The sequence below is a fragment of the Mucilaginibacter sp. SMC90 genome, assembly GCF_022811725.1.
In the GTDB taxonomy this organism is placed as follows: domain Bacteria; phylum Bacteroidota; class Bacteroidia; order Sphingobacteriales; family Sphingobacteriaceae; genus Mucilaginibacter.
Genome location: NZ_CP094527.1, coordinates 7,788,079 through 7,808,597 on the forward strand (window position 1 = coordinate 7,788,079; position 20,519 = coordinate 7,808,597).

The 20,519-nt window shown below is 41.1% G+C and carries 19 protein-coding genes and 2 tRNA genes; 12 read left to right on the forward strand and 9 right to left on the reverse strand.

Going from position 1 to position 20,519, the window contains the following annotated elements; all coding sequences use genetic code 11:
- Nucleotides 1-39: 39 nt before the first annotated feature.
- The gene (locus MTO98_RS32560) at nucleotides 40-786 is read right to left on the reverse strand and encodes a DUF6794 domain-containing protein (protein WP_243483728.1); all 747 of its coding nucleotides are present in this window, start codon (nucleotides 784-786) and stop codon (nucleotides 40-42) included.
- Nucleotides 787-970: 184 nt separating this feature from the next.
- Between MTO98_RS32560 and MTO98_RS32565 the strand changes: the two genes are divergently transcribed.
- A complete protein-coding gene (locus MTO98_RS32565; protein WP_243483729.1) occupies nucleotides 971-1,528 on the forward strand; it encodes a hypothetical protein in 558 nt (185 codons plus the stop codon).
- A 60-nt stretch (nucleotides 1,529-1,588) separates the two neighbouring features.
- On the opposite strand, the gene MTO98_RS32570 is transcribed toward MTO98_RS32565, so the two are convergent.
- Complete coding sequence (locus MTO98_RS32570; RefSeq protein ID WP_243483731.1) at nucleotides 1,589-3,427, reverse strand: hypothetical protein; 1,839 nt, start codon at nucleotides 3,425-3,427, stop codon at nucleotides 1,589-1,591.
- Between the two features lie 669 nt (nucleotides 3,428-4,096).
- Between MTO98_RS32570 and MTO98_RS32575 the strand changes: the two genes are divergently transcribed.
- Genes MTO98_RS32575 through MTO98_RS32590 form a run of 4 tightly spaced genes read left to right on the forward strand, consistent with a single transcriptional unit; the run spans nucleotide 4,097 to nucleotide 6,772 of the window.
- Nucleotides 4,097-4,588, forward strand: a complete 492-nt coding sequence (locus MTO98_RS32575; RefSeq protein ID WP_243483734.1) for a hypothetical protein — start codon at nucleotides 4,097-4,099, stop codon at nucleotides 4,586-4,588.
- A 19-nt stretch (nucleotides 4,589-4,607) separates the two neighbouring features.
- Nucleotides 4,608-5,240, forward strand: coding sequence for a hypothetical protein (locus MTO98_RS32580; protein WP_243483736.1), 633 nt, complete (start codon nucleotides 4,608-4,610; stop codon nucleotides 5,238-5,240).
- A gap of 24 nt (nucleotides 5,241-5,264) precedes the next feature.
- Nucleotides 5,265-6,065, forward strand: a complete 801-nt coding sequence (locus tag MTO98_RS32585; RefSeq protein ID WP_243483738.1) for a sensor histidine kinase — start codon at nucleotides 5,265-5,267, stop codon at nucleotides 6,063-6,065.
- 50 nt (nucleotides 6,066-6,115) lie between these two features.
- Nucleotides 6,116-6,772 (forward strand): response regulator transcription factor, encoded by a 657-nt coding sequence (locus MTO98_RS32590; protein ID WP_243483740.1) that lies wholly within the window; start codon nucleotides 6,116-6,118, stop codon nucleotides 6,770-6,772.
- A 93-nt stretch (nucleotides 6,773-6,865) separates the two neighbouring features.
- Here MTO98_RS32590 and MTO98_RS32595 read toward each other — a convergent pair whose 3' ends face one another.
- Complete coding sequence (locus MTO98_RS32595) at nucleotides 6,866-7,759, reverse strand: AraC family transcriptional regulator (RefSeq protein WP_243483742.1); 894 nt, start codon at nucleotides 7,757-7,759, stop codon at nucleotides 6,866-6,868.
- A gap of 124 nt (nucleotides 7,760-7,883) precedes the next feature.
- Between MTO98_RS32595 and MTO98_RS32600 the strand changes: the two genes are divergently transcribed.
- Nucleotides 7,884-8,705, forward strand: coding sequence for a phytanoyl-CoA dioxygenase family protein (locus MTO98_RS32600; RefSeq protein ID WP_243483744.1), 822 nt, complete (start codon nucleotides 7,884-7,886; stop codon nucleotides 8,703-8,705).
- Between the two features lie 93 nt (nucleotides 8,706-8,798).
- On the opposite strand, the gene MTO98_RS32605 is transcribed toward MTO98_RS32600, so the two are convergent.
- The 6 genes from MTO98_RS32605 to MTO98_RS32630 are packed head-to-tail and all read right to left on the reverse strand — an operon-like array spanning nucleotide 8,799 to nucleotide 15,183.
- On the reverse strand, nucleotides 8,799-9,788 hold the full coding sequence (locus MTO98_RS32605; protein ID WP_243483746.1) for an L-histidine N(alpha)-methyltransferase: 990 nt from the start codon (nucleotides 9,786-9,788) through the stop codon (nucleotides 8,799-8,801).
- Nucleotides 9,789-9,817: 29 nt separating this feature from the next.
- Nucleotides 9,818-10,969 (reverse strand): ergothioneine biosynthesis protein EgtB, encoded by a 1,152-nt coding sequence (egtB, locus tag MTO98_RS32610; protein ID WP_243483748.1) that lies wholly within the window; start codon nucleotides 10,967-10,969, stop codon nucleotides 9,818-9,820.
- Nucleotides 10,970-10,974: 5 nt separating this feature from the next.
- Nucleotides 10,975-12,546 carry an ABC transporter permease/substrate-binding protein gene (locus MTO98_RS32615; RefSeq protein WP_243483751.1) on the reverse strand — a complete coding sequence of 524 codons (1,572 nt, stop codon included), beginning with the start codon at nucleotides 12,544-12,546 and terminating at the stop codon, nucleotides 10,975-10,977.
- The gene (locus MTO98_RS32620; RefSeq protein ID WP_243483753.1) at nucleotides 12,539-13,501 is read right to left on the reverse strand and encodes an ABC transporter ATP-binding protein; all 963 of its coding nucleotides are present in this window, start codon (nucleotides 13,499-13,501) and stop codon (nucleotides 12,539-12,541) included. The genes MTO98_RS32615 and MTO98_RS32620 overlap by 8 nt, the downstream gene beginning before the upstream one ends.
- Nucleotides 13,502-13,512: 11 nt before the next feature.
- Nucleotides 13,513-14,898 (reverse strand): mercuric reductase, encoded by a 1,386-nt coding sequence (locus MTO98_RS32625; protein WP_243483754.1) that lies wholly within the window; start codon nucleotides 14,896-14,898, stop codon nucleotides 13,513-13,515.
- A gap of 3 nt (nucleotides 14,899-14,901) precedes the next feature.
- Nucleotides 14,902-15,183, reverse strand: coding sequence for a DUF427 domain-containing protein (locus MTO98_RS32630; protein WP_110584115.1), 282 nt, complete (start codon nucleotides 15,181-15,183; stop codon nucleotides 14,902-14,904).
- 197 nt (nucleotides 15,184-15,380) lie between these two features.
- Between MTO98_RS32630 and MTO98_RS32635 the strand changes: the two genes are divergently transcribed.
- From MTO98_RS32635 to MTO98_RS32660, 6 genes are all read left to right on the forward strand, one after another.
- Nucleotides 15,381-15,455: transfer RNA gene (locus MTO98_RS32635), tRNA-Glu, on the forward strand.
- A gap of 119 nt (nucleotides 15,456-15,574) precedes the next feature.
- Nucleotides 15,575-15,646 (forward strand) — tRNA-Glu (locus tag MTO98_RS32640).
- 249 nt (nucleotides 15,647-15,895) lie between these two features.
- The gene (locus MTO98_RS32645) at nucleotides 15,896-17,116 is read left to right on the forward strand and encodes a site-specific integrase (RefSeq protein ID WP_243483756.1); all 1,221 of its coding nucleotides are present in this window, start codon (nucleotides 15,896-15,898) and stop codon (nucleotides 17,114-17,116) included.
- A 75-nt stretch (nucleotides 17,117-17,191) separates the two neighbouring features.
- On the forward strand, nucleotides 17,192-17,503 hold the full coding sequence (locus MTO98_RS32650; RefSeq protein WP_243483758.1) for an ORF6N domain-containing protein: 312 nt from the start codon (nucleotides 17,192-17,194) through the stop codon (nucleotides 17,501-17,503).
- Nucleotides 17,504-18,095: 592 nt separating this feature from the next.
- Nucleotides 18,096-19,844, forward strand: a complete 1,749-nt coding sequence (locus MTO98_RS32655) for a DUF262 domain-containing protein (RefSeq protein ID WP_243483760.1) — start codon at nucleotides 18,096-18,098, stop codon at nucleotides 19,842-19,844.
- A gap of 218 nt (nucleotides 19,845-20,062) precedes the next feature.
- On the forward strand, nucleotides 20,063-20,440 hold the full coding sequence (locus MTO98_RS32660; RefSeq protein WP_243483762.1) for a very short patch repair endonuclease: 378 nt from the start codon (nucleotides 20,063-20,065) through the stop codon (nucleotides 20,438-20,440).
- Nucleotides 20,441-20,519: the final 79 nt, after the last annotated feature.

Consider the following 20,519-nt stretch of genomic DNA (forward strand, 5'->3'; position numbering starts at 1 on the left):
TTAAAAGTGGCTCAAACAAACGGGTTGAAAGTTATCCTATTATTTAACTTTCAACCCAATAAGTGAACAATCTATATCATCACCTACCTTAACATTCTTACCAAGAACCTGAGTGTTGCCATAATTCATATATCCTACCTTAACCTTGAAAAAGCCATTTTGGGGGCTATTGATAACATATTTTTCTACTATTTTGCCCTTCATCAATAAATCTTTTTGGGGATTAAATATCCACTCCACTTTTGGACACATGTACTCAAAGACATTTCTATCCCCGTCACTATCATCAACGGGCATGTATATCGAAATTTCATCACCAACCTTGAATTTATTGTAAGTTTTGAACGCATCCTCTTTTTGTTTTTTATCACATTCAATGATCAGCGTCCAATAAGCTTTATATCCTTCAACTTGTTTATTAACATCAATATTTTTATGATTAAGGCTTCGATGCAACGAGGTCAAAATTATTGACGACATATCGTCCGCACTATGAATATCTAATGAATTGAAGTACTTTGTTAAGGCAGCATCCCTTCCCCCTCTAATCCAATTGTTTCTAATCCACAAGCCGGTTTTAAAATGCTGTTCGGCAACCGCTTTTTCTTCAGGCAGTTTTTTAAACTCGTACAATTCGATTTTTGACAGATTTTGTTTGAGACACAAAATAGCTTCATTCAAGTTTTTGGGTAAGCTATTTTGAGCATGAGAATTTGCCGGAGACAGGCAAATCATTAAAATGGCAAAACAAATTACAGTGCTTATTATTTTACATGCCGGTTTCATAGTATGTTAAAACTAATTATTATTGCCGATAATCATTCGGGTAATAGTACTCTTTTTATCAGAGCAGTTTACATACTCTAAAATACAACAAGGCTTTTCTCCGTTTTCCTGCCCAAACCGTTGACCCTGTTGTGATTGATAAATTAAAATATTTACTTTTAGTTATCAAATCCAACGTCTGCCTATGGATACCTTTAGTCACATCAAGGCTGTTATCAGCATTACATTAGGTCTTAGTATTACCCATCTGCTTAAAGGAGCAGCCAAGCAGATTCAGCACCCCGGCAGGGATAAACCTTATTGGGTCCACAATTTGTGGACACTTTACCTTTTTATTTTATTGCTGCATTTTTGGTGGTGGGAAATCAATCTGCATGAAATAAAGCATTGGCTTTTTGCCGAATACTTTTTCATCATCATATACATAGTAACCTATTACAGCGTTTGCGCGCTGCTATATCCTGATGACCTGAAAGATTACCAGGGTTACAAGGACTACTTTTATTCGCGGCGGAAATGGATTTTTGGCATCTTAGGTGCAAGTTACCTGCTTGATCTTATCGATACCGAGATAAAAGGGGCCACATATGTACACCACTATAATATCGAATATCCAATCCGCAATATCAGTCATTTCATATTATGTATGATTGCTATAAAGGTAGAGAACCGGAATTTCCACGCAGTTTTGGTGATCCTGTTTATCCTTTATGAAGCGTCGTACATTCTGAGGCTCTTTTAAAAAGCACCAATAAGAGGGTGCCGACATGCAACGGCACCCTCATCCCCGTACACATACAGGTTACTTGCAAAAGATAACCTGGTTCGTTTTTGCCCAGTCGTTACTTTCGCCGGTAGTTAATTTGCGATAAGTTGTCAGGGTTAGGCTATAAGCACATGAGGGCCATGCGCTGAAAGGAGGAGTTAAAACAAATGGGGCTGGCGCGGCCAGGTTAAACTTTTTGGCGTCACCGCGCGGAACTGTTCCACTGGGTAAGCCATTTACCGTGCCGGTAGCGTTTGACCATACACCCAGCGACCAGCTGGCAATCAGCTCATGATCTACAGTGTAATCGGCATGTGCAGCTCCACCCACCGGGGTACAGCCGCTGCCTCCGCCGGCAAAAAGTTCTTCCAGTTTAAGCAGGCTCACCTCATTCCAGTTGTTCACATAGATCTTACCGATAAGCGATTGCGTATTAAGGTTAGGCGAGCCTGGGTTAGCCGGGTCATCGGTAGTTTGGAATTGGATATATAGCATTCTGCCGTTTTTCTGATTGGCCGCAGGTACTGCTAACCCCGGGGTTAACCCGGCGCTTGCGTCGCCTCCGCCAATAATGGTAACAGTATTTAAATAAAACAGCGAGCCATAAAAGCCATTATCAAGCGCAGGCTGATCAACCCGCACCCAGCCATTAGCATCCGGGTGCAGCACATGATCAGGGATTGCATTAGGGTAATTATCAGCAGGGATGCTATCGGGCACCGAAGCTGCTTGGTTAATATCTATCACTACATTCTGAAACGCAGTAGTACCATTCCAGGTGATTTGCCGGGTGGCAACTTTTAAAGCCGTTGTTTCCATCTGGGCGGTAGTTACAGGATTAAAACTTACATTATCGGTCGAAAACAAAAAGCGGTAATAAAGCGGACTGCCAGGTGCTGAAGGGACTTTCTTGGTGGCATAGCCCCCAAGCTTTACCGAACCAAAGAAACCATAACCAGTACCACCTGCTCCAAATTTGCCGGTGAGGGTTTTACCGCTGCCGTCAATGTCAGATGTAATGCTGAAATTCCCCACTGAAGTAAACCATGGTGTATCGCTGGTAATGATACCGCCACCTTTAATGCAAAGTTTTACACAAAAACAGTTATTGGCATTGTGCCTGTCGTTCTGGCGGCCACGGGTACGATCTTCGGCCAGCAGGACGGTGCCCGACGAACTTTCAACCCTGAAATAGTAATCAGGCCCGGCAGGCCATTCAACATTTAGCCATGGCAATAAGGTTTTCCGGAAATTGTCGCCGGGGTATACGATAGTGAATTTGCCGTTGTTGTCGGTATAGGCATTGCCTAAATAGTCATCTTGCAGCAGGTCTACATCATAGGCAAAAACCTTAACGCCGGGAATTGGCTTTTGGGTTTCACAATCGTTTACATAACCGCAAACCACCCAGATATCCAGCAGGGTAAGGATGCGGCAAAACCATTTGGAATCTATTTTATAATCAAATCTTGCATATTGAGCATTTTCCTGGGTGCTTTTATACAGGGGTTGCAGCGTGGTAATATGAAACTGCAATGCCGGGCCTTTTTTAGGCAGCGGGATTTTGAAGGGCACGTTGCCACAATACCAGTCCACATCGATACTGCCACCCTCATAACCAGATTTAGCGCCATCAATTTCTATAGTAAAATCGCCGCTCTCTTGCACGTCGGCCTGGGTAATGAACAGTCGTTCCTTTGCTTTCAGCTCTTCATCGTTTACCTGGTGAAAGGTTTGTTTGGGATCGGCGACGGCAAGCCGGGTTTCGTTTTGCTGATCGGCGGTGCGATAAACTTTTACCGCTGTCCCCGCAACAGGCAGTTCGCAGTCTGAGCATAATAAACCGCGTAGGTTCCCTTTAATAATGTAGTTCATAAGTTTTTGATTAGTATTTGTACCGGCTTACTCTTTAAACTGGATTTTCAGCATACTCCACCGCAAGCAGCTGAGTACAGCTTATTTGCTGAGTCAAAGTTTGGGCAAAACCGGTACGCAATCAACGTTGCCACTACGCTATTATAACCTGTAACTGTACGCTATTTAACAGCGTACCCTCAACATAAATGAGGCGTAGAACTACGCTTAGGAAATACGTATAAAACAACTGCTCCTTTCAGGCCAAAGGGAATACGCCTTATAAATCTTGTTTGTTGCAGGTATAAAGCGCCGCCTGATTTTTGCCCTGTTTAACTATGCTTTTAAAAGCTGCGCAAAAACCAGCAACCGCCATATTAATATTACAAAAACAGTATAATAAATAATACTTATATTAATACAAGCACCCGGCCGTTGAAGCGTCTTATTTACACGGAAAAAGCAAAAAACAACACCTGTTTTAAGCCACGTAAGATTACAGTTTCTGATACGTAAAAACACGCATAATAAACCCGTAATAAAACGGAACAAAAACACAAATACCTATAAATCAATAATTTAAAAACTCAAAAAAAGACCGCAATATGCCAAGTAACCGGAGCTATGATTGAAAGAGTTACATATTAGCATTAGTTTTATACAATAAATCCCTACACGCTATTATTTTTTATGGAAACACAAGAAAGAAAACCTTCATCACCTATTACCGGCCAGGAAGGCGCACCAATTGAACTTGATTTAGCTGCACAATGGACTGAAAACCACAGACACCGCAATCCTAAAGATATAATATCACAATTTTTTGGTCGCGAAATATTAAATACAATACTTAACCAGCCCGATTGCATGGGTATCCGTATTTATTATGCAAATGATCAAAGGCTGAACAGCTGGCAAAAATTCTGGATAGCAATAAGCAATTTTTTATTATCTGTAATTGCCAACGTTGGCGGACAACAGCATTTTATTATCACCGGGGTTCTTGAAACAGGCGAAGATCAGCTCCCTGATGATACGGCACCAAAAGCAAAAGCTCCTGAAGGAGTACAAACGTTTTCCTTGATGTCTGCCGCAACGTCTAATATACTTGGAGAGCAATCTTATCCTTGTCCTGGCTCAACCGGTTGCCCACAAAACAAGCTTACAGGGAAAACCGAATAGCAAAACAGCAAACTTTAGCATGTCTTTAGATTATACATTTGATCTTGTTTCCATTTTATCTGGTTTCTTACCGGTATTAGCCGCTTTGTATAATCGTAAGTTACTGGATAAGGTGTTAAAGACAGCTGCTGTTTTTTTTTTAATCTCATGCTTTTTTGACCCAGCCACCTGGCTTGCCGCTAAAGCTGGGTTAAAAAACAATATGCCATTCTTTCATTTGTACAACCTGCTTAGTATCCTATTTTTTTCAGCGATATACTATCAACTATTTGTTAATAGTTTACAAAAAAAAATAACCTTATCATTAGGAGCCGTTACACTTTTAATTTTGTTAATATACAATTCCAATATATTTGAGTACCCATCTGTATCAAACACCGCTTTAGGTATATTTTTAATCATTTTATCATTAATATACTTTTACCAGCTCTTAAACCCACAGGAATTTGTACATATCGAGAAGCAGGGACCTTTCTGGATTAATGCGGGAGTTTTATTTTATTCGGCAGTTAATATTTTCCTATTCATGCTATTAGACCGTATACCAAAAGCGCAACAACATAACTATTACATGATCCATAGCGTTACGAATATTATAGCTAATATATTATATTCGATAGGTTTACTCTGCAAACCACAAAAAACATCATAAATTTAGGTTTGTATATAATATATTATGTATAACAGTCCAATCCTACAGGTATCTGAAAACGGCCTCATCCCTGTTCTCATCATCGGCACACTTGTGGTGGTTGTATTGATTATTTTTTTATTCTTCTTCGTAATCGTATATCAGCGGAGAATGCTAAAAAACCAGGCAGAGTTGCGCGCTTTGCATGATGCCCGGCAAACCGACCTTATGACCGCCGTTTTTGAAACCCAGGAAAGTGAACGCAGGCGATTGGCCGAAGACCTGCATGACAGTGTTGGCCAGGTACTTTCGGCTATAAAGCTTAACCTGCACCGGCTTGATAAAAACTGTGTAAATGAACTAACCCAACCTCTGCTTTTGGATACGCGCAAACTGGCCGATGAATGTATCCAGGAGATCAGGAATATCATCCAAAACGTACTGCCCCCTATCCTTACCGATTATGGCTTGCTGGTTGCGGTGGAGGCGCTATGTACCAAGGTTGAAAACAATACGCATATCAAAGTTAAATTCACAAAAAACTTTGCCGATAAACGCTTCCCAAATGAAATTGAGCTGGCGCTTTACCGCATAGCCCAGGAGCTTTTTGGCAATGCAATCAAGCACTCGGAGGCTACTGTCATCAACCTTAATATGGCCTTAGAAGCTGGCTATCTTGTTATGGAATTTAAGGATAATGGCAAGGGCTTTAATATGGGTGATATTAAGCAGGGTTTTGGCCTTAAAAATTTACAAAGCCGCGTGCAACTCATTAACGGCGAAATAAATACGTACAGCAAACCGCTTAGCGGAGCAATAACAATCATTAAATTAAAAGTAGTATAGTTAAGATCAATAGTCTATATTTATTGATTATTTGAATTTTGCAACCACCTATGGGCCCAATTAAATTAGGTATAGTAGACGACCATAAAATTTTCAGAAATGGTTTAAAAGCTACCCTTGAAGATTGCGGAGATTTTGAGCTGCTGCTTGAAGCTTCGAACGGAAAGGAATTGATAGGGTTATTGACCGACAAAATCCCTGACGTTATATTGATGGATATTAAAATGCCTGAGATGGATGGTATCCAAACCGCGGCTTATGTTCATCAGCATTTTAAGGATATCAAGATCCTGGCCTTATCAATGTTTAATGAGGACAAATATATTGTAGACATGATGAAGGCCGGCGCATCGGGCTATTTGCTTAAAAATGCCGAACCGGAAGAAATTATTGAAGCAGTATCAACTGTTTACAACAAGGGGTTCTACTTTAATGAACATCTTTCCATAACCCTGATTAAACAGCTGGTGGGCAATGATCAGGTTGATAATATGCCCAACAATAAAGCCGATCTTAATGAACGCGAAATTGAAGTGCTTAAACTGGTTTGCCAGGAGTGCTCCAACCAGGAGATAGCAGATAAAATTTTCCTGAGTGTACGTACTGTTGAAGGTTACCGTGCAAGGCTGTTTGAAAAAACCGGATCAAAGAACCTGGTCGGGCTGGTTATTTATGCCATTAAGCGAGGCATTATCAATGTAACGTGATGTTAGTCTCAAGTCTTTAGTTCTAAGTATGAAGTCAGAATCGGGAAAGCAACCATAACTCAGGACTTTTGACTTACGACTTCTGACTCCCAACTACGCCGATAGCTTCTTATCGCCTGCCAGGTTGCGCATAAACCTTTTGCGGTAATTGAGCGGGCTCAGGTTCATTTTGGCTTTAAACATTTTATAAAAGTGCGATACATCTCCAAAGCCGCTCTCAAATGAAATTTCTGAAATAGGCTTATCCGTTTGTACCAGTTGCTGTATGGCATAATTAAGGCGGTACTCAATTATAGTTTCCATAAACGTTTTGCGGGTAACTTTTTTAAAGTATTTGCAAAATGCATTCGGCGTCATATTGGCAATACTGGCCGCTTTATCTAACGATACGTGTTTTCTGAAATTTTCAACCAAATAAGCAAAAACGGGGTTGATCCGCTCGCGTTCGGTATTGGAACGCTCACCTATGATCCGGTGCTGATCGAGCAACACATATTCATCTGACGAAGCCATACGATGCAGCACTTCCAGCAGACCTATCAGCATCCTGAAATTACTTTTTTCCTCAACCAGGCTTAGCAACAGCTTTTTAACCTCGGTCCGCGTTTCGCCATAAAATGACACCCCGCAACCGCTTTGCTGAAAAAGCTTTTTAATTAACTGCAGCTCAAATTTGTTAAAAAACTCCTCGCCTAAAAATGCGTCATTAAACTGGATCACCACTGCGCATGCTTCGCGGAGCACAGTTTCATTGGGTTCAAGCTTCCAGCAGTGTGGCAGGTTAGGGCCAAGCAAAACCAAATCGCCGCACGCAAAATCCTCCATATGGCTGCCAACATAGCGCTTGCCAGTACCACTTATAATACACGTCAATTCATATTCTTCGTGAAAATGGTAAGGGGCATCAAATGCCAGCTTATCAAATTTCCGCACAAGAAATGATTGCGTATTTGTAGGCTGAAGAACTTCGTACGACGCTTTTATCATTGCATATTTTAACGTAAATAAAATTATAACTCAAATTACGGATAAAATCACCCATAAATGTACCATTCATTTCATTTTTTTTCAACTAAAGTTAAGCTTACTTTGAAATATAAACCTAAAAACTATGAAGACACAGATCGCTCATTTACCGTCACTTGATAATTTTACAAAACTATCCAACCACAATATTAATGAATTTCGTGAAAAAGGCCATACCCTTGTACACGAAGTGCTTACAAAAAATGAAATTGATGCCTATCGCCCTATAATTGTTGGTGCAGCCGATAGGTACAATACCGAAAAGCGCAAACTGGAAGAACGGGATACCTACGGTAAGGCCTTTTTACAGATCATGAACCTTTGGCAGGTTGATGAAGATGTTAAAGCTTTTGTACTTTCAAAACGGCTGGCAAAAATTGCTGCCGACCTGATGGGGGTTGAAAACGTACGTATTTATCATGACCAGGCCCTGTTTAAAGAACCTGGCGGCGGCCCCACGCCATGGCACCAGGATCAGTACTATTGGCCTATCGATACCAATAACACCGTAACCCTTTGGATGCCGCTGATTGATATTGATGTAAACATGGGGATGCTAACCTTTGCATCGGGCTCATATGTTAACGGGGCGGTATTTAACACCGAAATTTCTGACGAATCGGAATCGGCATTTGATGATTACGTTAAAGAAAAAGGATTTGAAATAACCCGGGCCAACACCATGAAGGCCGGTGATGCTACCTGGCACCGGGGCTTTACTATTCATAATGCCCCCGGCAATAACTCAGATAAAATGCGTGAGGTCATGACCATAATTTACGTTGCCGACGGCGCACGCATCTCCCCTTATAAAAATGAATGGCAAAAAAAAGACCACCACAAATGGTTGATGGGCAAACCCATCGGCGAACTGATAGATTCGGAATTGAACCCGAAGGTGCTCTGAACCGTTGATATTTTTTGATTGCACTGATTACGTTGATTTTTCTGAGCTTTTTCAAGTATCAGTGAAATCAACGTAATCACTCCTACTCAGCGGTCACGCTGCCACCCACACCGCATCGATAAACCATTTTTTAGTATCGAAAAATTGCCCTACCGGCTGAAAGCCCGTGTTTATGGCAATCTGATCGGTTTGCATCAGTGTAAATTTCTGGGAGATCTCCATGTAGATGTATTCATCCTTTTTGAAATCTATTTTTTCATTGCCGATGGTTACCTGCTGATCCTGCAAACTGATGAGGTAGCTTTTGCAAGCCCCGGTTTCAGGATCATAGGTTGGATAATGCTCAAATTTACTTACATCAAAATCGGCATGCAGCTCGCGGTTAATACGGCGAAGCAAATTGAGGTTAAACTCGCGGGTAATACCGTCTTTATCATTATAAGCAGCAAGGATAACCCGCGGATCTTTTTTCAGGTCCATGCCAATTAATACCATATCCCCTTCTGATAGGTTATTCCTCAATTCGCGGCAAAATTCAATGGCCACATCAAGCGGCATATTGCCAATGTTAGAGCCCAAAAACAACACCACCTTGCGTCTCGGCGAAATAGTTGCCGCCTTATTAAGCATTTCAAAATACTCGCCGTTAAGCCCGGTGATCTTTAACCCCGGCAAAGTTACCGGCAGGGTTATGTTAAGGTACGATATCACGTTATCTGAAATATCAATAGGCAGATAGGTAAAGTCAGCTTTTTTATCCAGCAGGTACTTAAGCAGGTAGGTGGATTTAGTGGCGTCGCCGGCACCAAGCTCTATAAGGTCAAAAGCGTCACCATCGGCAATCAGCGCATCGCAGATCTCGGCAGTTTTTTCCGAAAAGATCTCCAGCTCGCAATTGGTTGGATAATATTCAGGGCAATTCATAAGCTCCTGAAACAACTTATCACCATTGGCATCATAAAAATATTTTGAGTTAAGATGCTTAGGCTCTGATTGCAACCCAGCAATAACGTCGGCATAAAACTGCTGATTTTCGGCGCTTATGGTGCAATTAACGGCTGTTGATGTAAAAACTTGATTCATAGGTGATGATGGTGGTTTTTGTGAACAATTTACCTCGCAAGTCTTATGCCAGTAAATTGCCATCGTAAATTTGTCTGAAAAAAATTGCGATAGGTTACACGGCTATGACCCGGAGGCGTAACTTCCGAGGCGCCTCGCAGCACCTTTTGGTTAACCATAAATTTACCATTGTATTCGCCTATTGCACCCGGAGCTTTTGCAAAACCGGGGTAAGGCAGATATGAACTCTCCGTCCATTCCCAACGGCGGCCCCAATTAAACTTTGACGCGGCGGCTTCCCACTCAAATTCGGTTGGTAGCCTTAACCCTTTCCATGAGGCGTAGGCATAGGCCTCAAAATAGCTGATGTGGGTAACCGGCTCTTTTAAATGCAATGGCTCCAGGCCACGGTAGGTATAATTATGCCATTCGTTATCTATCAAATGCCAGTACAACGGTGCTTCAACCTTATTGGTTTTTACCCAATCCCAACCTTCGGCATGCCAGTGACGGAAATCATGATAACCACCGCTACTAATAAACTCCAGGTACTCGGCATTGGTTACCAGCTTAGGGCTTATCTGATAGGCATTCAGGTACACCTTATGGCGGTTAAGCTCATTATCAAAGCAAAAGCCATCGCCGGTAAAACCTATTTCATAAATACCTTCGTTCATGTTAATAAAAACATCGCTCTCTCCTTCGTCAGCATGAGGTGCAGCATAGTTTTTATCATAAGCCGGGAATAGTGGGTTATGCCCCAAAATAAATTTAATATCAGTCATTAAAAGCTCCTGATGCTGCTCTTCGTGGTTAAAACCGAGAATCAGTAATTCTTTAACATCATCACTTACCTCACCGCACAAAAAGCCTTCCATGGCCTCATCAACATATTTACGATAGCTATAAATTTCAATAACCGTAGGACGGCTCAGGTTGCCCCTGTCCGTACGGATCACGCGCGTACCAACGGTTTCATAGTAACTGTTAAAAACGTAATTATAATCGGGATTGTACTCCTGGTAGCCCATAAAGTAGGGCTTAAGGATAAAGGTTTCAAAAAACCAGGTGACATGACCAATATGCCATTTCGGCGGACTAACATCTACCACAGGCTGTACTACATAGTCTTCCGTTTGCAGAAACGAGCAAATTTTTTCTGTACGCTGGCGTACCTCTTTGTACCGGGCTATTAAATCCATTGATGTTACTTCCTATCCAAAAACTGCTTTAAGCTTGAAATTGTTTTAATACCCAATTGCCTAGCCTGCTGTTGCCGCATCATTAAAGCGTAAGCATTGTTGAAGCCAATTGGTTTAAGCCATTTAATCTGATACCTACTTTCAAACTGGCGTTGTACGTAATTGTATGTGCTATCCCTGTTTACTGTTACCTCATTTATTATTGTGGGCGATGCCTGCAAAATAGCCAGCAAACCCGTACCCGTATATTCCGGATAAAAATCTATCTGGTTATTGGTTAGTGCGTCAAAACATATCTTTGTGCCACCGAGGCCTGTTTTTGTCGATACATCATGGTCTGTATAGCCCTTTATCAGCATGCTGTACATATTGGCCAGGATGTATTGCTCTCCAAATATCTTCGACCCTATGCGCACTACGCCATCACTTCCACCCCGCTCAGTTCGCCACAATTTATTGGCTACCAAAAAATCCTTAGCAACCCTTTCGGGGCTTTGGTGAAGATAGTCGGTACGGTAATTTAAAACCGTCATGACCGAATCATTTATTTTACCGGCAAGCAGGTTTAATGTCTGTTCAAGGTCAGGAAATTTTTTCAATACATCATCACGAACTATTGGTGCCGCATAATATGGTGGAAAAATATGCTTGTCATCATCCAGCACAACCAGGTTATAAGCCTTTAACCTGCCATCGGTTGAGTAGCCACTGATCACATCAAGCTGTTTTTCAAACGCGGCCTTATACATCACAGCATCACTGATCACTATGGTATGGATCTTTAGACCGTATTTGCTCCGGAGGCCAAGATCACCATCTTGGCGACCCATAAACTCGGGCGTAAAGCCTGCGGTAAGCTTTCCTTTTGATTTTGCAGGGATAATGTAAAACAGGCATAACACGATGAGCAATGCGGGAAATACATATACAACACGCCCAAGCTTTTTAAAGCTGAACTTTTGCACCATAGATAACAGCAGATCAAAAATAACTGCCAGTAATGCCGAAGGAATAGCCCCGGCCAATATCATATTGGTGTTATTTAACGAGATACCACCGAAAATAAACTCACCTAAGCCACCGGCTGCAATGAGCGAAGCCAGCGTTGCAACACCTACGTTGATCACGGTAGCGGTACGGATGCCGGCAAATATCACAGGCATGGCCAGGGGCAGCTCTACCTTAAACAAGATCTGCCATTTGCTCATGCCCATAGCAACCGCGGCTTCTTTAACCGCTGCATCAACCCCTAAAATACCAGTGTAAGTGTTACGGATTATGGGTAACAAAGCGTATAACAGCAGGGCGACAATGGCAGGCTTAGGGCCGATACCAAAAACAGGGATCATAAAACCAAGCAAGGCTATGCTTGGAATAGTTTGCAATACCCCGGCAATACCTAAAACAACACCGGCCAATTGCTTTTTACGAACGATAAGGATACCCAGCGGCAAACCTACCAGTACAGCGATGCAGAGCGAAATAAACGTAAGCCCAACATGCTGCAAGGTTTGCTCCTGCAGCTTGCCCGACTGCTGCTGCATAAACTGCCATAAAGTTTGCTGCTGCTCATTCATGGGCTTGCTGGTTTTTATATTGATAAAAGGCCGACATCAACTGCTCAAAGCTTACGGTTTTAACCTGGTTTTGATCTTTACTGATATTGATAGTTTCACCATTGTTGAATTTAAAACTCTCCAACGCCTCCCACAAGTTAGTATCAGCGGTAAATGACGATGCATTTGTTTCTTTATGCAATTCGGGCAGCAGTTCCCAAAGATCGTTCAGTTTAATGGCTTTAAACTCCAATTGCAGGCGCTGATGCTTCAGGAAATCTTTTACAAAATCATTTACCGGGTTAAAAAGTAACTGAGCAGGTGTGCCCGATTGGATAATTTTGCCTTGATCCATCAGGCAGATCCTGTCGCCCAATTCAAAAGCTTCCTGAACATCGTGCGTTACCATGATGATCGTTTTACGCTTCAACTCATCGAGGGCCTTAAACTCAGCATGAATTTTTGAGCGGGTAACATTATCCAGCGCGCCGAAAGGCTCATCCATCAGTAACACCGGCGGATCAGACACCAATGCCCTGGCCAGGCCAATGCGCTGCTGCTGGCCGCCACTCAGTTCATTGGGATAAATGTTGAGATATGTAGCATCAAGGTGAAGCTTTTCCATCAGCTCGGCTGTACGCTTTTCCGTTTTCTGCTTATCCCATTTTAGCAGGTTAGGCACAACAGCAATATTTTGGGCAACAGTATAATGCGGAAACAGGCCATTATTTTGCAATACATAACCAATTCCACGACGCAGAATCTCTGGCTGCTGTTCCAGGATGCTTTTACCATCAATGTAGATACTGCCGCTTGTTGGCTCAATAAGCCGGTTGATCATTTTTAACGTGGTGGTTTTACCGCAGCCACTGGTACCTAACAAGATCAGGTTTTCCCGATCCTCTACCTCAAAAGATACCCCATCAACCGCTTTAACCCCGCCAAAATGCTTACTTACATTGTCAACTTTTATCATGCGCGCCGGTTTTAGTCGCCAAGGGTCATGAACAGGTTGTTCAACGATTCGGAATACAGCGGATGGGCAAAAACACAATAACGGATCCTATCATAAGTAATACCACCTTCCATGGCCATTTGCAGCACAGTCATGATCTCGCCGCCTTCGGGGCCAAGTACTGTTGCCCCTAATATTTTTTTTGTATCGGGGTCCACAATCGCTTTCATAAAACCGCGCGTGTCGCCGGTTTCAATGGCGCGGGCAACGTGGGCCATTGGCAGTTTCGCCACTTTATATTTGATGCCCTGTTTTTTTGCTTCTGTTTCGTCAATTCCAACACGGCCCAGCTGCGGATCGGTAAACATACAATAGGGCACCGGGCGGTCTTTGATATTGTAATCTGTACCTTCAAACAGGTTTCGGTAAACTATAGTATAATCGTTATAGGAGATATGCGTAAATGCCGGGCCTCCTTTTGCATCGCCAAGGGCATAAATGCCGGCAGCAGTTGTTTCCAGTTTATCGTTTACTTTAATATTACCGTGCTCATCTGTTTCAACTCCGGTAGCAGACAGGTTTAAAGCTTCAGTTTGCGGTTTGCGGCCAACAGCTACCAACACATGAGTACACTTAATTTTCCGCTCCTCCCCTTTTTGCGAGATAGTCACTGTTATTTTGCCACCTGCTTTTTGCTTAAACTTAACGGCTTGCGTGTTATTGTGAACCGTGATGGATTCCATTTCAAGAATCTTCTGCATCTCATCCGAAACATCCTGATCCTCGTGCGAAACTATCCGTTCCGACTTTTCCAGGATAGTAACCTTACTGCCAAAGCGGCGAAACATTTGCCCAAACTCCAGGCCGATATAATTACCGCCCAGCACCAGCAAATGTTCCGGTACTTTATCAAGGTCAAGGATGGTGGTTGAGTTAAGATACTGGATCTCATTCAACCCCTCAATTTCGGGGATCAAAGGCAAAGCACCCGGATTTAAAAAGACAAGATCGGCCGAAAAGCTTTGCTTTTTACCGCTGTTAAGCCTAACCTCAATTGTTTTTTCGCCGGTAAAAACAGCCTCTCCAAATACCACATCAAGGTTTTGTGTTTTTTCGGCGGCTTTCAATCCGCCATTGCGCGAGCGTAATACTATCTCGTCCTTTCGCTTTTTGATAGCGGCCAAATCAACCGAAAACTTTTTTACAGGCACGCCCAACTCAAAACTTTTAGTGGCCATATAAGCCGCCTTTGCCGAAGCAACCATGGTTTTAGTGGGCGTACAGCCATCATTAACACAGGTGCCGCCATAAAATCGTTTCTCAATTAAAACAGTTTTTTTTCCGGCTTTAGCCAATCTTTTAGCTAAGGGACCGCCGGCCTGACCGGCACCTATAACAATGGCATCGTAAGTTTTCATAGTTTATTCGGTAATTTTAACACCTTTCCAAAACGCTACATAATTGGTAATGTTTGTTGCAGCCTCTTTTGGTTCGGGATAATACCAGGCGGCATCCTGGTTTTCTTTGCCGTCAACTTCAAGACTGTAGTATGATGCCAGCCCCTTCCAAGGGCAGGTTGTATGTACATCAGATGGCTTAAGGTACTCGGCCTTAACACTTTCTTTAGGGAAATAATGATTATTTTCAACAACAATAGTGTCATTACTTTCGGCAATGACCTGGTTATTCCAGATAGCTTTCATAAAAAGATGATTGATTTATGGAATAAAGATAGCCTTAACCTGCTAAAGATTGCAAGCCCGGCGGTGCAATTTTATTTTATTTGATTGATATACAGCTATTTTTACAGGCCATTTAATTTTTTTTTGAAAATTATTTTAATTTTATCACTTAAACTCTATCTTTGCAATCCCAAATCAAGGGAAACAAAATAAAAAAAGGCCCGTTCGTCTAGGGGTTAGGACAGGAGATTTTCATTCTTCAAACAGGGGTTCGATTCCCCTACGGGCTACCAAGACACAAAACCTCAAGTCGAAAGATCTGGGGTTTTTTAATATCTTAACCGTTCGGATCATTAACAATCACCCGGTTAAGCCACAATACGATCCCAGCCATGGGAAACAAAATAAAAATGGCCCGTTCGTCTAGGGGTTAGGACAGGAGATTTTCATTCTTCAAACAGGGGTTCGATTCCCCTACGGGCTACTTAAAACAATATCGAAAGATGCTAAAAACCTGCAAATCAAATGATTGCAGGTTTTTTTGTTTCTATCAAACACCATTTTATGCACCCAATTGCAACAAAAAAGACGCAAATTCGGTGCGTACCTAAATGGGAAAATGCTACGCACCGAATTGCTCATAATTAATTGATTATCAATATGTTCAATCATTAAACATCTTGATAATAGCAGGCTACAAACTTACTTTTGTTTCACTTTTAAGCTTGTAATTATGAAAAGTAATTTCCATCTGCTTTTTTACCTGAGAAAGCAAAAAAACTACAAAGGCGGCCCTATGGCCGTCTACATGCGTATTACCGTAGACGGTAAACGCGTAGAAATGTCTGCCGGGCGTGAATGTGATCCGGCCAAATGGAACAGCCATGCGGGTCGAGCCATCGGCGCAAAAGAAGAGATAAAATCGCTTAATTATTATCTGGACAGCCTGCTAACCAAAGTTAGAAATGCGCACCAGGTGTTGATTGATGCAAACCAGCGCATCACCACTGAAAGCCTGCAGAACCAGTTCACAGGGAAAACAGAAAAGAGTCGCTATCTGATGAAACTGTTTGCTGAACATAATGCGAAAGTAAAGGCATTGATTGGTAATGGTTTTGAGGCGAATACATTAAAAGGATACAATACGTCTGAAAAACACCTTACTGGCTTCCTGCAAAAAAAATATGGCAAAACAGATATAGAGATCAGCCAATTAAACTACGCCTTTATTACAGGATTTGAGTTTTACCTGAAGGCAGATTGTAAAATTACCGGTGTATCTGCCGCCAAGTACATTAAACATCTTAAAAAAATAGCTAATCACTGTATTGCTAATGGCTGGCTAAAGCAAAACCCATTCATCAATTTTAAATCCACTGCCAAGGCAAAAGAACGCACTTTTCTTACGCAGCAGGAACTTGATAATATTACGACATCCCCAAAGATTACGATTGAGCGCCTGAAGCAAGTAAGAGATGTTTTTGTTTTTTGCTGTTACACCGGTTTGTCTTATGCTGATGTAAAGAAGCTAAAACGCAGCGAGATCGGCATTGGCATAGATGGTGAGCAGTGGATATTTACCAGTCGCCAAAAAACGGATACATCTTCCCGCATACCACTGCTCCCTGTAGCTTTAGCAATATTAAACCGTTATCAGGATCATCCGCAATGTGAAAATAAAGGATTGCTATTACCTGTATTGAGTAATCAAAAAATGAATGCTTACCTTAAAGAAATAGCTGACTTATCGGATGTTTATAAACATTTGACCTTTCACCTGGCTAGGCATACTTTTGCCACGACAGTTACCCTATCCAATAGTGTACCGATAGAAACAGTCAGCAAAATGTTAGGGCATACCAATATCAAAACAACCCAGCACTATGCTAAAATCCTGGACTTAAAAGTGAGCCAGGATATGGCAGCTCTCAAACAGAAATATCTAACCGTTTAATAATTACTGCTCTATAAGGTGGCAAAATGGCACCTTATAGAGTTTATTCCCATCTTATCCTTTCAATCTAAAAAAATGGAAAACCAATTTATACCTGATGAAATCATCATGAATAAAATCTATTATATCCGTGGGCATAAAACAATGCAGGCAAGCGATTTGGCGGAATTATACAATATTGAAACACGTGTTTTAAATCAATCAGTAAATAGAAATCTAAAACGATTCCCGCCGGACTTCATGTTTCAGCTTTCGGAAAATGAATATTCATTTTTGACATCACAAATTGTGATGTCAAAGAAAGGGCGCGGAGGGTATTACCGTTTGTCTTTACTGAGCATGGTGTTCTTATGCTTTCGAGTGTTCTTAACAGCGACAGAGCGATAGAAGTAAATATTCAAGTAATGAGGATTTTTACGAAGATTCGCCAAATGCTTTTCGACAATACGGAATTGAGACTCGAAATCGAAAAAATTAAATCCAAGATCAACAGTCAGGATAAAAACATGGGAATAGTATTTCGATACCTGGATGAATTGATTGACAGAAAGAGCGAATCACAACAACGAAGAAGGATTGGTTATAAACCCGATAAGATATGACCATCAAGTATCATGATGAGTGCCCAATCGCGATTAATTAAACATGGCGATTTTACTTAACTTTATAGATTTCTGCATTGCTGAAATCAGAACTTATCTGTTGTCAATTTTGCCCGGAACTAGAATCGCCGCCGTTTTTAAGTTTTCAATGAAAAAACAATAATCTCTGCTTAAATTAAATACTGAACAAAATGAGGATTTAGGTATTCTGGCAAGGTATAGAGGATGCGTACAATTCATTACCATTTTCGTATTTTGATAATTATATATAGAGAAGCCTTTGAAGTGCCATCGATAAGACTTTGGATCGATCTATTTAATCCGTTTCACTTAGGTAGTTTTGTTACTTTTGCGCCTACCGACTTTATTCAATTTATATGCCCAGCGGATTTGTTAACCCTATCACCATTAAAGAGGCAATCAACAACATCGTTGACCGCTCATATCTTTTACCCGCCATACAGCGTAAGTTCGTATGGAGCAGTGAACAAATCGAAATCCTGTTCGACAGTATTATGCGCGGTTATCCAATCAACTCTTTTATGTTTTGGGAGGTTAAAGACAGCAAAATTAAAAGCGAATTTAAATTTTATCAGTTTTTAACCGAATTCCGTCAATTCTTTAAAGAAGACAACCCGGATATGGACACCAAAGGTTATAAAGACTTTATGGCAATAATTGACGGTCAGCAACGCCTAACCAGTCTTTATATCGGATTAAAAGGTACTTATGCTTATAAAATGCCTCGAAAATGGTGGTACAACAATGAAGAGAACTTACCGACTCGAATGCTCTATCTGTATTTGGGCGAACCGCTGTCCGATGAGAACGAACGGCAGATGATATATAATTTTCAATTCCTGACCAAACAGGAATATGAACGTAAATCAACCGATGATCCTTTATGGTTTAAGGTTAATGATATCTTGTCGTATGGAACTGCAGATGAACTGGATAATTTACTTGACGAAAAGGAATGGCTTTCACGTCCGTTCACCAAACAGACCTTGCGAAAGCTTCGAAAGGTAATTTTTGATGAGAAGTTGATTAATTACTATCTCGAAACCACACAGGAAATCGATATCGTTCTTGATATCTTTATCAGAACAAATAGCGGCGGGGAGCCACTAAGTTTCTCCGATCTTCTTATGTCAATTACTACTGCACATTGGCGTGCTGATGCCCGCAAGGAAATACCTGATGTGGTCAACAAAGTATTTGAGATTGGAAACCCAGGTTTTATGATAAGTAAAGATTTTGTCCTGAAAACCTGCCTCGTATTATTTAATGACAACATCAAATTTCAAGTTAAAAATTTCGACCGGAGCAATGTTGTTATTTTCGAGGAACATTGGGATCGTATCAGGAAAAGTATAATAGAAGCGTTCCGATTGCTCGCCAATCTAGGTTTCAACAATCATAGCCTCAGAGCCAAAAACGCCGCTATCCCGGTTATTTACTATATTTTCCATCGCGGTATTGAAAATGAAATAAATAACCCTATACGCCATCAAAGCGATAAAACACTAATTCGTAAATGGCTTTGCTTATCGCTGCTTAAGGGGGTTTTTAGTAGCCAGTCGGATAATGTTCTCAACAATATTCGTAAGGTTATTAAGTCCGAACTGGAAACCGCTGGCGGAATCGCAACATTTCCACTGGACCGTATCAAAGCTGAATTTAAAGGAAACCCATCTAAAAGTCTTTCTTTTGACGATGAGTATATTGAAGGCTTGCTATCAACTCAAAAGGATGCGGGGGATGCGTTCACGATCCTTTCTCTCTTGTATTCACACCTTAATTTTACACAACAGGTGTTTCATAAAGATCATTTGCACCCGGCTGCTTATTTTAATAGTATCAAAAGGGAAGATTTTCAAAGCGAAGGAGACTTCAATTATTATAAAGACCCGTCCAACTGGAACAGCATTGTCAACCTTCAATTATTAAACGGCTCAATGAACCAATCAAAATTGGATACACCACTGCACGATTGGGTAGTAAATAACAGAGTCGATAGAATTAACCAACTAATACCTGATGTTAGCCTGCAACCTGATGACCTTCGAGTTTTTCTTTCCGAAAGAAAAAAAATGCTTATCGAACAATTAAAACGCATGGTGTAACATGAAATTACTTGCAAGATAAACCGTATTATGTTCTGTAAGCGAGACTCACAGTTGTCATAAAGCGTTGAGCATATCATTCCGGAATCATTGGTGAAATCTACAATCGGCATAATTTAGCTATACCTGCGTTAATGATTCCTTCGTACTTAATGGCATATTAGTTGTTTGATTTAAATATGGCAGACGTCCACAGTAAAGATGTAAGGAGTTATAATATGTCCCGTATCCTCAGTAAGGATACAAAACCAGAACTTTTAGTAAGAAAGTTTCTGTTTGGTAATGGATTTCGATATCGGATTCATGATAAAAAACTGCCAGGCAAGCCTGATATCGTATTTCCTAAAAAAAAGATAGCTGTATTTATTCATGGGTGCTTTTGGCATTCACATCAAAATTGTAAATACGCCGTTTCGCCAAAATCAAATACGGAGTACTGGTCTAAAAAAATAAGTAATAATGTAACTCGAGACAGGAAGAATACAGATGAATTATTAGAAAAAGGCTGGAAGATTATTACCGTTTGGGAATGTGAATTAAAGCGTTCGGTGTTAAATCAGACAATGACAGCTTTAATAAAATCTATCTCTTTATGATTTATAAATATTCCTAATTTGTTTTAATATAAATATAGTACATTTAACCTCACTACCCCTATTGCCTGAAACCTTGCTG